Origin of the sequence: Pseudomonas sp. SJZ103, assembly GCF_007828335.1 — a bacterium.
In the GTDB taxonomy this organism is placed as follows: Bacteria; Pseudomonadota; Gammaproteobacteria; order Pseudomonadales; family Pseudomonadaceae; genus Aquipseudomonas.
In genome coordinates this window covers 13,089-26,012 of sequence record NZ_VIUN01000014.1, presented here as the reverse complement: position 1 = coordinate 26,012, position 12,924 = coordinate 13,089, and the positions used below count along the sequence as shown (strand labels likewise).

General features: G+C 61.0%; 13 protein-coding genes and 1 pseudogene. 8 read left to right on the top strand and 6 right to left on the bottom strand.

The annotated features are described in order from the left end of the window. Positions 1–17 precede the first annotated feature (17 nt). The 3 genes from FBY10_RS24660 to xylB are packed head-to-tail and all read left to right on the top strand — an operon-like array spanning position 18 to position 3,441. Entirely contained in the window at positions 18–950 is a 933-nt protein-coding gene (locus FBY10_RS24660) for an ABC transporter substrate-binding protein (protein WP_131696351.1), read from the top strand. Between the two features lie 21 nt (positions 951–971). Next, the gene (locus FBY10_RS24655) at positions 972–1,964 is read left to right on the top strand and encodes a LacI family DNA-binding transcriptional regulator (RefSeq protein ID WP_131696350.1); all 993 of its coding nucleotides are present in this window, start codon (positions 972–974) and stop codon (positions 1,962–1,964) included. A 16-nt stretch (positions 1,965–1,980) separates the two neighbouring features. Next, complete coding sequence (gene xylB / locus FBY10_RS24650; RefSeq protein WP_145338107.1) at positions 1,981–3,441, top strand: xylulokinase; 1,461 nt, start codon at positions 1,981–1,983, stop codon at positions 3,439–3,441. A gap of 122 nt (positions 3,442–3,563) precedes the next feature. Here xylB and FBY10_RS24645 read toward each other — a convergent pair whose 3' ends face one another. Both FBY10_RS24645 and FBY10_RS24640 read right to left on the bottom strand, forming a co-directional pair. Continuing rightward, on the bottom strand, positions 3,564–4,022 hold the full coding sequence (locus FBY10_RS24645; protein WP_145338106.1) for a transposase: 459 nt from the start codon (positions 4,020–4,022) through the stop codon (positions 3,564–3,566). Positions 4,023–4,306: 284 nt separating this feature from the next. Next, positions 4,307–4,750 carry an Lrp/AsnC family transcriptional regulator gene (locus FBY10_RS24640; RefSeq protein WP_053130035.1) on the bottom strand — a complete coding sequence of 148 codons (444 nt, stop codon included), beginning with the start codon at positions 4,748–4,750 and terminating at the stop codon, positions 4,307–4,309. Positions 4,751–4,859: 109 nt separating this feature from the next. Here FBY10_RS24640 and FBY10_RS24635 point away from each other — a divergent pair, with 109 nt between their 5' ends. After that, positions 4,860–5,762, top strand: coding sequence for a DMT family transporter (locus FBY10_RS24635; protein ID WP_145338105.1), 903 nt, complete (start codon positions 4,860–4,862; stop codon positions 5,760–5,762). On the opposite strand, the gene FBY10_RS24630 is transcribed toward FBY10_RS24635, so the two are convergent. Together FBY10_RS24630 and FBY10_RS24625 are read right to left on the bottom strand one after the other, a co-directional pair. Next, a complete protein-coding gene (locus FBY10_RS24630) occupies positions 5,740–7,719 on the bottom strand; it encodes a U32 family peptidase (RefSeq protein ID WP_145338104.1) in 1,980 nt (659 codons plus the stop codon). The genes FBY10_RS24635 and FBY10_RS24630 overlap by 23 nt on opposite strands. A 70-nt stretch (positions 7,720–7,789) precedes the next feature. After that, positions 7,790–8,170, bottom strand: a complete 381-nt coding sequence (locus FBY10_RS24625) for a RidA family protein (RefSeq protein ID WP_131696346.1) — start codon at positions 8,168–8,170, stop codon at positions 7,790–7,792. Positions 8,171–8,382: 212 nt separating this feature from the next. Here FBY10_RS24625 and FBY10_RS32315 point away from each other — a divergent pair. Then, a pseudogene (locus tag FBY10_RS32315) lies at positions 8,383–9,150 on the top strand (PAS domain-containing protein); the annotation flags it as partial. 3 nt (positions 9,151–9,153) lie between these two features. Continuing rightward, positions 9,154–9,738, top strand: a complete 585-nt coding sequence (locus tag FBY10_RS32310; protein ID WP_223841639.1) for a methyl-accepting chemotaxis protein — start codon at positions 9,154–9,156, stop codon at positions 9,736–9,738. A 49-nt stretch (positions 9,739–9,787) separates the two neighbouring features. Here FBY10_RS32310 and FBY10_RS32305 read toward each other — a convergent pair whose 3' ends face one another. Continuing rightward, positions 9,788–9,976: a hypothetical protein gene (locus FBY10_RS32305; RefSeq protein ID WP_371920998.1), complete on the bottom strand. Its 189-nt coding sequence runs from the start codon at positions 9,974–9,976 to the stop codon at positions 9,788–9,790. Positions 9,977–10,377: 401 nt separating this feature from the next. Beyond that, positions 10,378–11,247 (bottom strand): oxaloacetate decarboxylase, encoded by an 870-nt coding sequence (locus FBY10_RS24610; RefSeq protein ID WP_131696344.1) that lies wholly within the window; start codon positions 11,245–11,247, stop codon positions 10,378–10,380. Positions 11,248–11,482: 235 nt separating this feature from the next. Between FBY10_RS24610 and FBY10_RS24605 the strand changes: the two genes are divergently transcribed. Then, complete coding sequence (locus FBY10_RS24605; protein ID WP_145338103.1) at positions 11,483–12,397, top strand: universal stress protein; 915 nt, start codon at positions 11,483–11,485, stop codon at positions 12,395–12,397. A 200-nt stretch (positions 12,398–12,597) separates the two neighbouring features. Then, entirely contained in the window at positions 12,598–12,897 is a 300-nt protein-coding gene (locus tag FBY10_RS24600) for a BON domain-containing protein (protein WP_178116790.1), read from the top strand. Positions 12,898–12,924: the final 27 nt, after the last annotated feature.

Below are 12,924 nucleotides of genomic sequence, written 5' to 3'. Positions count from 1 at the left end.
TCACAAGAGAGACCCGCATGAACCTTAAACGCATCTTTCCCGTCGTCGCCTTGGCTGCCCTGATGTCCCAAGCCGTAGAGGCCCGCGAACTCAAGGCCCTGGGTATCAGCATGGGCTCGCTCGGCAACCCGTATTTCGTGACCCTGGCCGATGGCGCCACGGCCCGGGCCAAGGAGCTGAACCCCAACGTCAAGGTCACCTCGGTGTCGGCCGACTACGACTTGAGCAAGCAGTTCTCGCAGATCGACAACTTTATCTCGTCCAAGGTCGATCTGATCCTGATCAACGCCGTCGACCCTTCGGCCATGGCCTCGGCGATCAAGAAAGCCCGCGATGCCGGCATCGTCGTGGTGGCGGTGGATGTGGACGCCAAGGGCGTGAATGCCACCGTGCAGACCGACAACGTTGAAGCCGGCAAGCTGGCCTGCCAATACCTGGTGGACAAGCTTTCCGGCAAGGGCAACGTGATTATCCAGAACGGTCCGCAAGTCACCGCCGTGACCGACCGCGTCAAAGGCTGTAAAGCCGCATTGGCCGGCGCGCCGGACATCAAGGTGCTGTCCGACGACCAGGACGGCAAAGGCTCCCGCGAAGGCGGCCTGAACGTGATGCAGGGCTACCTCACGCGCTTCCCGAAAATCGACGGCCTGTTTGCGATCAACGACCCGCAAGCCATCGGCAGCGACCTGGCGGCCAAGCAGCTCAAGCGCAGCGGCATCATCATCACCTCGGTGGACGGCGCGCCGGATATCGAGAACGCGCTGAAGACCGACACCCAGATCCAGGCGTCTGCCAGCCAGGACCCGTGGGCCATGGCGCAGACGGCGGTGAATGTCGGCAATGACCTGCTCAACGACAAGGCCCCGGCCGAAGCGGTGACCCTGCTCACGCCAAAACTGATCACCCGCGACAACGTGGGTACGTACAGCGGCTGGTCGAGCAAACATTGATAGCGTGAGAGGAACAGCGTCGTGGTGACCATGGATGACGTGGCAAGCAGGGCGGGGGTGTCGACGTCGACCGTGTCACACGTGTTGAACGGCACCCGCAAAGTCAGCCCGGCGACGGTGCTGGCGGTGCGGCGGGCGATCCAGGAACTGGGGTATATCCCCAACACCCTGGCGCGCTCGCTGGCGCGGTCGAGTACCAACACGATAGGCGTGGCGATCTCGGCGCTGTCCAACCATTACTTCAGCGAGACGGTGCACGCGATTGAAACCGAGTGCGCCAAGCACGGCTACATGATGCTGTTTGTCGACACCCACGACGACCCGGAGCAGGAGCTGCGGGTGGTCACGGCGCTGCATCATCGGCGGGTCGACGGTATTGTGCTGGCGCCGTCGAACGGTTCGATGGCCCTGGAATACCTGCGCGCCAACGAGATTCCGGCGGTGCTGGTGGACCGGATGATGAGCGAGCAGTTTGATCAGGTTGGGGTGGAGAATGCCCAGGCCACCCAGGGTCTGATTGAACACCTGATCGGGCACGGGCACCGTCGCATCGGTTTTATCGCCGGGCGCACGGGGTTCAGTACCACGGATGAGCGGGTAGCGGGTTACCGCGCGGCGTTGCACGCGGCGGGGCTGGCCTTCGATCCGCAGTTGCTGGTTAACGGCGGCTCCAACACCGAGCCTGCGCGCCAGGCCACGGTGCAGTTGCTGGGCCTGGCTTCGCCGCCCACGGCGATCATGGCCGGCAATAACCTGATGACCCTCGGCGCGATGCACGCCTTGCGTGACGCGCAGCTCGACGTGCCGAGACAAATGGCCCTGGTGGGCTTTGATGATTTTGACTGGGCGGATTTTTTCGTGCCGCGCCTGAGCCTGATCGCACAGCCGGTCAAGGCCCTTGGCGCCCGCGCGGTCGACCTGTTGCTGCAACGCATGGCGTCGCCTGACGCAGCGCCCCAGAGCGTGCGCCTCGCGCCGACCCTGCAGTTACGTAACTCCTGTGGCTGTCATTGATTGGAATAACACACGCATGAACAGTCCTGTTTCCCTGGGCATTGACCTGGGCACGTCGGAACTCAAAGCCATCCTGATGGACGCCACGGGCGCGGTGCTGGCCCATGCCGGCGTGCGCTTGAGCGTGTCGCGCCGGCACAGCGGCTGGTCTGAACAGGCACCGGAAGACTGGTGGCAAGCCTGTTTGCAGGCGTTGGCGCAACTGCGCAGACACGAGGCGTTTACGCACGTGGCCTGTATCGGCCTGTCGGGGCAGATGCACGGCGCGGTGTTGCTGGGCGCGGACAACCGCGTGTTGTACCCGGCGATCCTGTGGGACGACTCTCGTGCGGTGGCCGAAGCCGAACAGCTGGGTCCCGGCTTCGCCGACGTCACCGGCAGCCTGCCCATGGCCGGGCTGACCGCGCCGAAACTGCTGTGGTTGCAACAGCATGAACCCGAGGTGTTCCAAGCGATTGATTGCGTGCTGTCGCCCAAGGATTACCTGCGCTTGCGTTTGAGTGGCGAGCGCATCAGCGAGATGTCCGACGCGGCGGGTACGTTGTGGCTGGATGTGGCGCGGCGGGAATGGTTTACCCCGATGGTTCGCGCTACCGGCCTTACGCCTGAGCAATTGCCCAGGCTGGTGGAAGGTGGTGCGGCGAGCGCTTTGTTGACGGCCACGGGACTGGGCTTATCAGCTGACGTGGTGATTGCCGGCGGTGGCGGGGATAACCCTGTGGCAGCGGTCGGCATCGGCGCGATCAACGCTGGTGATGGGTTCATCACCCTGGGGACCAGCGCTGCCATCGTCGCCATCACCGACCATGCGGCGGGTAACCCGGCCAGTGCGGTACACAGTTTCTGCCATGCCTTGCCCAACCGCTGGTACACCATGGGCGCCATGCTCGCCGGCGCCAGTTGTTTGCGCTGGGTCACACGGCTGACGGGCATGGCGGATGAACAGACGCTGCTGGAGCAGGTGCAGGCGCAATTGCCGATCGAGCAGTGCGTGCCTTCGGGGACGCCGCTGTTTCTGCCTTACCTGGCCGGCGAGCGCACACCCCACAACGATCCGTTGCTACGCGGCGGCTTCATGAACCTGGGCCACGATTGCACGCCGGCGATGCTCGGTTACGCGGTGATGGAAGGGGTGGGTTTCGGTTTGCTCGATGCGTTGCGCGCGGTGCAATCGACCGGCGCCGACGTTACCGCTTTTGCTCTGGTGGGTGGCGGTGCGCGCAGTGAGTACTGGGCCCAGTTGCTGGCGAATATCCTGCAGCGGGAAATCTTCACCTTGCAGGGCAGTGAATTGAGCGCATGCATTGGCGCGGCGAAGCTGGGGTTTGTGGCGATGGGGCAGGGTGCGCAGTTGCTGGCGGCGGGGATGCCGGTCAAGGCCCGGTACACGCCTGACCTGACGCAGCAGCCAGTGTTGGAGGCGCGTTATCGCAAGTTTCAAAGTCTGCTGCCCGCCGCAAAGGCCCTTCACGACTAGGCTTCTGTGGCAAGCGGGCCTGTTCTGATGGGCAGGCTCGTTGTGGCAAGTGGGCTTCCTGTGGCAAGCCCGCTCGCCACAGGAAGCCCACTTGCCAGAAAAGGCCCGCTCGCCCCAATGGGTCATAACCAGACAGCATCCCACAGTGGGTAATCGCCAATTCGCTCCACCAACCCTGCTCGCAGGGGGTTGGCGACGATATAGCGCGCCATTTTCCGAATATCGTCTTCAGCCCGCACCGCCCGGTCGTGGTAGCCACGCTGCCAGAATTTCTCCCGACTGCCACGGGCGTTGTTGATGCTCAAGGTGCTGCGCGACTTGGTCTGGCGCATCACATCAGGCAGCGTCGTGCCATTGAGGTCGAGCAACCAATGAAAGTGGTCCGGCATGATCACCCACGCCAGCGAATTGACCTGCCCTGAGTCATGAACCCTCTTGAATTCCGCGACTAATAACCGGCCCAGGCGAAAGTCGCGAAACAATGGATGGCGTTGATGCACGACAGCGGTGACCAAGTAGGCTCGACCGGTTTCTGAATAGCGACCACGACGTAACAGGTGAGAGTTTGGCTGGCGAGGCAATTCGTTGCTCCTTCCCATGGATAAGAAGCTTTGACGCTAGCAGCGGAGGCGGAATAGCCGCGTTGAGTTGCGTATCCTTCTGTTGCACGGCTTCCTGTGGCGAATGGGGTTACTGTGGCGAGCGGGCTTGCCCCGCGTTGGGCTGCGAAGCAGCCCCAATAAAGGCACCGCGTTTATCCAGGCACAATGAGTGGTCAGGTTTTGGGGCCGCTTCGCAGCCCAACGCGGGGCAAGCCCGCTCGCCACAACAAGCGCGCTCGTCCGAGGAATCGGGTTGTTACGGTTCAGTCGTTGGTCAGCGGGGGCAAACGTCGCTTTACCGGGGTTTTCTTGACGATGGCGGTGTTGGTTTCGGCATAGGCGTTGATCCGATCCAACAGGCTGTCGAGATGGTCCATGGTGCGCACGTGCAGGCGCGCGATGAAGCAGTCTTCGCCGGTGACCTTGTCGCATTCGGTGAATTCGGGGATCGCCTGGATCTGGCGCTCCACCTCCTGCAATTTGCCGGGCAGGGGGCGGATGCGCACGATGGCTTGCAGCAGGTAGCCGAAATGCTTGGGGTCGATGTCGACGGTGTAGTGAGTCAGCACGCCGCGTTCTTCCAGGCGGCGCAGGCGTTCACCCACACTGGGCGAGGACAGCCCGGTGATGCCCGCCAGGGCCTTGAGGGATAACCGCGAGTCATCCATCAAAGCGGCGATGAGTTGCTGGTCGATGGTGTCGATCATGGTGTTCGCCTAATAAGAAAAGGTGTTTGCGGGGTTTTGCCTTTTTTAGTCGCTGGAGCCGCTCACAAGCAGATTGCCATAATTGAGCCTCACTTGAGGAGCATCAATCATGGATTCATCCATCCGTCGCGGTTCGTGGGAAATGATCGCCGCCATGCTGATCTCGGGCACCATCGGCTGGTTTGTGCTGGTGTCTGGCGTGTCGGTGATCGAAGTGGTGTTCTGGCGCTGCGTAATCGGTGGGCTGACCTTATTGCTGGTGTGCGCGCTGCTGGGTTACCTGCGGCTGGACCTGCTCAATTGGACCAGGCTCGGCCTGGCGATGCTCAGTGGCGTGGCGATTGTCGGCAATTGGTTGCTGCTGTTCGAATCCTACTCACGTGCATCGATCGCCATCAGCACCGCGGTGTACAACGTGCAGCCGTTCATGTTGGTGATGCTCGCGGCGCTGTTCCTCGGGGAAAAGATCACCGTGCAGAAACTGGCGTGGTTGAGCGTGGCGTTCCTGGGAATGCTGGCGATTGTCACCGCCCATGGTAATCAGCCAACCGGCGACGATTACCTGGCGGGCATCGCCTTGGCCCTGGGCGCGGCATTGCTGTACGCGATTGCCGCACTGATCATCAAGCGTTTGAAGGACGTACCGCCGCATTTGATGGCGTTGATCCAGGTCACGACGGGCGCACTACTACTGGCGCCGCTGGTGCCTTGGCATAGCTTGCCGGTCACCACCAACGCCTGGGCGGCACTGGCGACGCTCGGCGTGGTACACACCGGTTTGATGTATGTGTTGCTGTATGGCGCGATCCAGAAACTGCCCACCGCCATCACCGGCGCACTGTCGTTTATCTACCCGATTGCGGCGATCTTCGTCGATTGGATTGCCTTCGGGCATCGCCTGGGCTGGCTGCAATGGCTGGGGGTGGCGGCAATTCTGCTGGCAGCGGCGGGGTTACAGCGGGGCTGGTGGTGGCCCCGCTCCCACAGGGTCAGTGCGTGCCCTGATAGATGAGATTTTCCGGGTTGAAATGCTCCACGACACTGCCCGGTTGCGGCAGCCCAAGGATATGCCCCTTGATTTTGCCCACCACATGCATCTCGCAGGGTTTGCAGTCGAACTTCAGGGTCAGCACTTCGTCGCCATGAATCAGCTGCATCGGCGCAACCTTGGTTTTCACGCCCGTGACACCTTTGGCCTGTTTAGGGCACAGGTTGAACGAGAAGCGCAGGCAGTGCTTGGTGATCATCACCGGCACTTCGCCGGTTTCTTCATGGGCTTCAAAGGCCGCGTCGATCAGCTTCACGCCGTGACGGTGATAGAAGTCGCGGGCTTTCTGGTTGTAGACGTTGGCCAGGAACGACAGGTGCGCTTCCGGGTACACCGGCGGCGGCGTGGCCTCGGCCTTGCGCCCGCCACGTGGGTGTGCGGCAACACGGGCGGCGGTCAACGCTTCGATCACTTCGCGGCGCAAGGCCTTGAGCTGTGAGTTGGGAATGAAGAACGCCTGCGGTGCATCCAGTTCGATACGGGTAGCGTGATACTCGGTGGTACCGAGCTGGCCAAGCAGGTCGCGTAGGGTGTCCAGCGCCTGTTCCGGCTTGTTGGCCACGCCAAACGGGCCGGGCAGGGTAACGCTGGCGTGGATGCCTTCTTCGCTGGTGGCGGTGACTTCCAGCTGCTCTTCACGCAAACGTGCGACCCATGACAGGCCGATACGGCGTTCGGCCGAAGTCTTGAGCAACGCCTGCTGCCAGTTGTGGTCGAGGTTGCGGTTCAGCGGGTGGTTGGGGCGCAATTGATGCAGGCCGGCCGGCATTTCATTCGGCTCGACGCGGTAGCGGTAGCGCTTCTCGCCGTCTTCCTCGAACTCGCCCTTGGGCTCGGCGATGTTGGCGCGGAAACCCACCACTTCGCGCTTGACCAGCACATTGAGGCCGTCGCCGTTGGACAGCGGCTCATGGGTGATCACTTGCAGGTCACGCTTGCCGGCTTTTTCCACCACACCCACCGGCAGGCCGGTGAAGGTCGGGGTATCGAAGGCGCCGATGTCGATCTTGCGGTCGCTGACAAAGTAGTCGGTGCTGCCACGGTGGAAGGTTTTTTCCGGGTCGGGCAGGAAGAAATGCGCGGTACGGCCGCTGGACGCGCGGGCCAGGTCCGGACGGTCTTCGAGGATCTCGTCAAGACGCTGGCGATAATAGGCCGTGATGTTTTTCACATAGCCCATGTCCTTGTAGCGACCCTCGATCTTGAACGAACGCACGCCGGCTTCGACCAAGGCGCGCAGGTTGGCGCTCTGGTTGTTGTCTTTCATCGACAGCAGGTGCTTTTCAAAGGCCACGACGCGACCCTGGTCATCTTTCAAGGTGTAGGGCAGGCGGCAGGCCTGGGAGCAGTCGCCACGGTTGGCGCTGCGGCCATTTTGCGCGTGGGAGATGTTGCACTGCCCGGAGAACGCCACGCACAGGGCGCCGTGGATAAAGAACTCGATGGCGGCATCGGTTTCGCCGGCGATGGCGCTGATTTCCTGCAGGTTCAGCTCACGGGCCAGGACCAACTGCGAGAAACCGGCCTGGTCGAGGAACTTGGCGCGGCCCAGGGTACGAATATCGGTCTGGGTACTGGCGTGCAGCTCGATGGGCGGAATATCCAGCTCCATCACGCCCAGGTCCTGCACGATCAGCGCGTCGACACCGGCGTCGTAGAGCTGATGGATCAGCTTGCGCGCGGGTTCCAGTTCGTTGTCATGCAGGATGGTGTTGAGGGTCGTGAACACGCGGGCGTGGTAACGGCGGGCGAATTCCACCAGTTGAGCGATATCGCTCACCTCGTTGCACGCGTTATGGCGCGCGCCGAAGCTCGGGCCGCCAATGTAGATGGCGTCGGCGCCATGCAGGATGGCCTCGCGCGCGATGGCGACATCGCGGGCAGGGCTGAGCAATTCCAGGTGATGCTTGGGCAAGGACATAGTTTTTTTAGTCAGGCTTGTCACGGTTGAGGCGCGCATTGTAGCCGTGAATTGCCTGACCGGCATCAACTCAGGCCTTGGCGGCCATCGCGGTGACTTCCACGCGCATGCCGTCTACCGCCAGTGCCGCCACGCCAACCGCCGCGCGCACGGGCCAGGGCTTGGCGAAGAAGCGTTTGTAGACCTCATTGAAGGCGGCTCGGTCGGCCATATCGGTCAGATAAATGGTCAGGTGCATGACCCGGTCCATGGAGCTGCCGGCTTTTTCCAACGCCACTTTCAGCGCTTGCAGCGTGCATTCGCTTTGCAGGGTGATATCGCCCAGTTCCAGGCTGCCGTCGGCGCGGGTCGGGATCTGGGTGGAGACCAGGATGCCGTTGAAACCGACGACATCGGAGGAAATCGAGTCTTCATCCGGGTCGGGGGTGTAGGACAGGTCGTGGTTGGTCATCGGTGCGCCTCTTGTCGGCTGGAACAGGAAGGCGCCATGGTCCTTGAAAATAGCAACAGGGGCAAATAAGGCCCCCCCGAAACACCGGGAATCCCCATGTTTCGCACAACATCTTGACGTCAAAAAATAAACAACTAATCCACGTAAAGTCCCGTATTCCGCGGCCGATAGCGAGGTTAGAGATAGATTTTCTGCACGGCTGAGGGCGCGTCATGTTCAATACAACACTCAAAACCGAACTGGCGGCCAGGACGGCCGAAGTCACCGAGTACAAAGGACTGATCAGCGCCCTGGAACGGTCCATGGCAGTGGTCGAATTCGACCTCAACGGCAACGTACTGCGTGCCAACGACAACTTCCTGAAGACCCTGGGTTATACCCGCGACCAATTGGCGAGCAAATCCCACCGGGACTTTTGCTTGCCGGCGCTGACCAACAGCCCGGCCTACAGCCAGTTCTGGGGTGAGCTTAAGGCCGGTAAGTTTGTGTCGGGCACTTTTAAGCGGGTGGATGCTCACGGCAAGACCATCTGGCTGGAGGCCAGCTACAACCCGGTGCTGGATGAACGTGGCCAAGTGCTGAAAGTGGTCAAGTACGCCCTGGATGTCACGAGCAAAGTCGAACAAGAAGCGGCGACCCGCAGCAAACTGGCCGCAGTGGACCGGGCGATGGCAGTGATCGAGTTCGACTTGAACGGTCAGGTCCTGGACGCCAACGAGAACTTTCTGCACGTCATGGGCTATACGCTGGCCGAAATCAAAGGCAAACACCACCGCGTGTTTTGCGAACCCAGCCTGATCAACAGCAACGAGTACACGGACTTCTGGAGACGCTTGAACAACGGTGAGTTTTTCACCGGGCAATTCAAGCGTCTCGGCAAGCATGGCCGTGTCGCGTGGCTGGAGGCCAGTTACAACCCGGTCTATGACGGCGACGGCACGCTGATCAAGATCGTCAAGTTTGCCAGTGACATCACTGAGCGCGTGGAGAAGTTCGAGGAAGACTCACGCGGTGCCTCCCGGGCCTACCATATTTCCTCCGAGACCGAGCGGTTTGCCGAACATGGCACCCAGGTGATTCATGAAACTGCCGCCGAAATGCGCCGGATCGCCGAGAACATCGGTGCATCGGCGCGTCTGGTCGGGCAATTGGGTGAGCGCTCCGAGCAAATTACCGCGATCGTCAATACCATTCGAGGCATCGCCGACCAGACCAACCTGTTGGCCCTCAACGCGGCCATCGAGGCTGCCCGTGCGGGCGACCAAGGGCGTGGTTTTGCCGTGGTGGCCGATGAGGTCAGGCAGTTGGCGGGGCGTACCAGCCGCTCTACCGCAGAAATCGCCGAAATGATCGGCATGATCCTGTCGGAAACTCGCGACGCGGTGGCCAGCATGAGCTCCACCCAAGAGGGCGCGCAACGCGGCGTGAACCTGGCCGACCAGGCGGGTTCGGTGATCCTGCAGATTCGCACCAGCACCAGTGACGCGGTGCAGGCCGTGAGTATGTTTGCGTCGAAACTCGATGAGTCGGAAGTCATTCCCAAGACGGCCGTCGGCTGGGTAGGCTGATCGCGTTTTAGGTGTGGAGAGGGAGCAACTCCCTCTCCACAAGGCCTCCTTACAGCAAGGTGAACGGGTAGTCGACGATCACCCGCAGCTCATTCAAGTCGCCATCGCGCTGGTCGGCGTTGGACGACACGATGGCATCACGCACCCGCAACGACAGGTCCGTGACGGAGTCGGCAAACGCCACGGGGCTGATACTGGCGCACACCGCCAACGCCAACAGGCTCCACTGTTTAATCATGTTATTAACGTCCCCGGAATAATGAATGCGCACAGAAACGCCGCACTGTTTGGCAGGCGTGCACGCTTGTATGGGCAGAGTTTTAAAGTGAGGTGTTACGGTTTCTTATTGTCTTCGGCGGGTTTGTCGAAGCTGACTCCAGGCAGAGTTTGCGCGGCCTGTAGCCCTGCTGGGGATGAAACTCGATTAATAAAGCTTCACGGTTTTTAATCGGGCAGGGGAGTAGCGTGGGGCCTGTCTTAGCCGCTCTGCTTCGACAAAATCCTTTGGTTGCCGCCGCAGATAGTGCGGCGGATTTTTTTTCGTGGGCGGTGTTTCAGTCAGCGGCGTAGTTGAACGCTTACAAGGGCGGAGCGAGCGGTGAATCCAGGGGCGGGAGGAGGGATTCACCGCTGATGACGCTACTCTTTTACATCCATGAACTCTTCAGCCCAAGCCACGTAGCTCTCTGGCAGCGTGTAGGTATGGGTCAGTTCGGTAGCGCTGAGGTTCGATGTGCTGTGGGTCAACTGGCGCTGGGCACGCAGGCTGTCGTAGGTGGCCTTGATCGCCGCAAAATATGCGCCATGGCCGGCAACTACCACGCGCACGCCGAGGCTGGCCAGGCGTTGGGCGTCATGGAGCTTGGGGTTGCCGTAGGTCACCAGCATCAGCGGTACCGTGAGGTTTTCGGCGATCTGTTCCAGATGCTCGAAGTCGCTGACGCCGACCATGCAAATCCCATCGGCACCGGCCTGCTGATAGGCCAGGGTGCGCTCGATAACCGCTTCGGTCGGCAGCACACCGGCGTTGGTGCGGGCGATGATCGCCAGTTCAGGATCTACACGGGCCTCCAGGGCGGCGCGGACCTTGCCGATGCCTTCCTCGATGGAGATCAGGTCGGTGGATTTACGCCCGAATTGCGCGGGCAGCAGCGTGTCTTCGATGGTGAGCGCGGCGACGCCGGCACGTTCAAGCTCTTCGACGGTACGCATCACGTTAAGGGCGTTGCCGTAGCCGTGGTCGGCGTCTGCGATGAAAGGCAACTGGGCGACGCGGCCAATCCTTGTTGCCTGTTCGACGAACTCACTCAGCGTGATCAACGCAAAATCGGGCGCAGCCAGAACCTGCAGCGAGGCGACGGAGCCGCCCAGGATGCCCACCTCGAAACCCAGGTCAGCAGCGATACGTGCAGACATTGGGTCGAATACGGAGGCGGTTTCAACGCACACAGGCGTTGCAAGCAGTTCACGGAAGTTGCGGCGCAGGGCTGAGTGGGACTTTTTTGGCATGATCTTTCCTGGTTGGGCCATTGTCGACTGACGATCAATGCCTATTCATAGTCGCAGCAGATTAACACGCCGCAAAAAAGAGGATTATGACGTTTGAGCATGGGGTATGCGTGTAACACATACCCCAGGCCATTTTTGCTGGCTAAAGCTGATAAAGATCAACTAGCCGCCGCTGTGCACGGCTCAATCTGGAGGCCCATTCACGGATTGAGATGGCCACGTGCCGAGGTGCCCCATGTTGCAGACTCCGCGGTTACTGTTGATTGCCCCTTCCACCATGACCCGCACGCCGGCGTTCGAGCGTGCCGCTGCGTTGGCACACGCGATGCAACTGCCGCTGCACATCGTCGCGTTTAATTATTTACAGGCCCTGGCCATCGCCGGCCTGTTCGCGCCAGACCAGATCGATCGCGCGCGGGAAGGGTACCTGGACACCCATCGGCACTGGCTCACCGCACAGGCAGACTCGATGAGCAAGCACGGGCTGGCGGTCACCAGCGAGGTAGTGTGGGTACATCACCCCTTTGAGGAAATCCTGCATTTCGTCAACGAGATGTCGCTGGCTCTGATTATCAAGGATGCCGAGGACGTACCGGCGTTGAAACGGGTGTTCTTCACACCCCTGGACTGGCAGTTGCTGCGCGATTGCCCTGTGCCGGTGCACCTGGTCACCGAGGCACGGCATCCGCTGCCGCGCAAGGTGTTGGCGATCGTCGATGTGTTGCGCAGCGAGGAGCAGGACCTGGTGTTCAATGACCAGATTGTCGAGGCCGCAGCCAAGCTGGCCTCCCAGTGCAATGCACAACTGGAACTACTGCATGTGTACGACTGGGCGGCGGTGTATGCCAAAGACATGGGTTACGGCGCTGTACCCTTGGTTTCCGGGCTCTACGAGGCGCTGAACGAAGCGCAGCATGAGGCATTCGCCGGTTTGGCGGAGCGCCAGGGGATTGCCGTCGAACAACGGCATTTTATCGAAGGGGTGCCGCTGTGGAATATCTGCAACTTTGCGCATGACCACCAGATCGACGTCATCGTCATGGGCACCGTGCGGCACGCCGGGTTGAACAAGCTGCTGGGCACCACCGCCGAAAGCCTCTTGCACAATGCGCCCTGCAGTATGTGGGCAATCAAACCCCCGCGTGGTTGAAGCCGGCCGGTAGCCTTGAGAGGACCTTGGGCTGCGGGTGGCAGCAACACCGAACGCGCCCTGTATTCGGTTCCTGGCAGCATTTTGGCGATCCGGCAGACCATTGACCTCGGGATAAGTATTTTCCGACCTGCTGGAGCGTGTCACAACCAGATACGCTTTGGCTGATCGAGATGTTTGGAATACAGGTGGAGCATTTTATGAATACCGATGAAACGCTTAGACAACGGGTGATGGAAGAACTGAATTGGGACCTGGCATTGAAAGCCGACCAGATTCTGGTTCAAGTGTCCGACGGCATCGTGACGCTCTCCGGTAACGTCGCCAGCCATGCCGAGCGTTGGCACGCCGAGCAGGCGGTGGCCCATGTCGTCGGCGTGGTGGAGCATCGCTTTTGCCAGCGGCGGAAAACGCGTAAATCTTGCGCATCAGACTCAGGTAGCACTTTGGGACCCGTGAGCCAAAACAAGGGTAGAGTGTTCATCACTTTCTGTTCATAGGGCCTTCGCGTAGTCGCACTGAGCGGT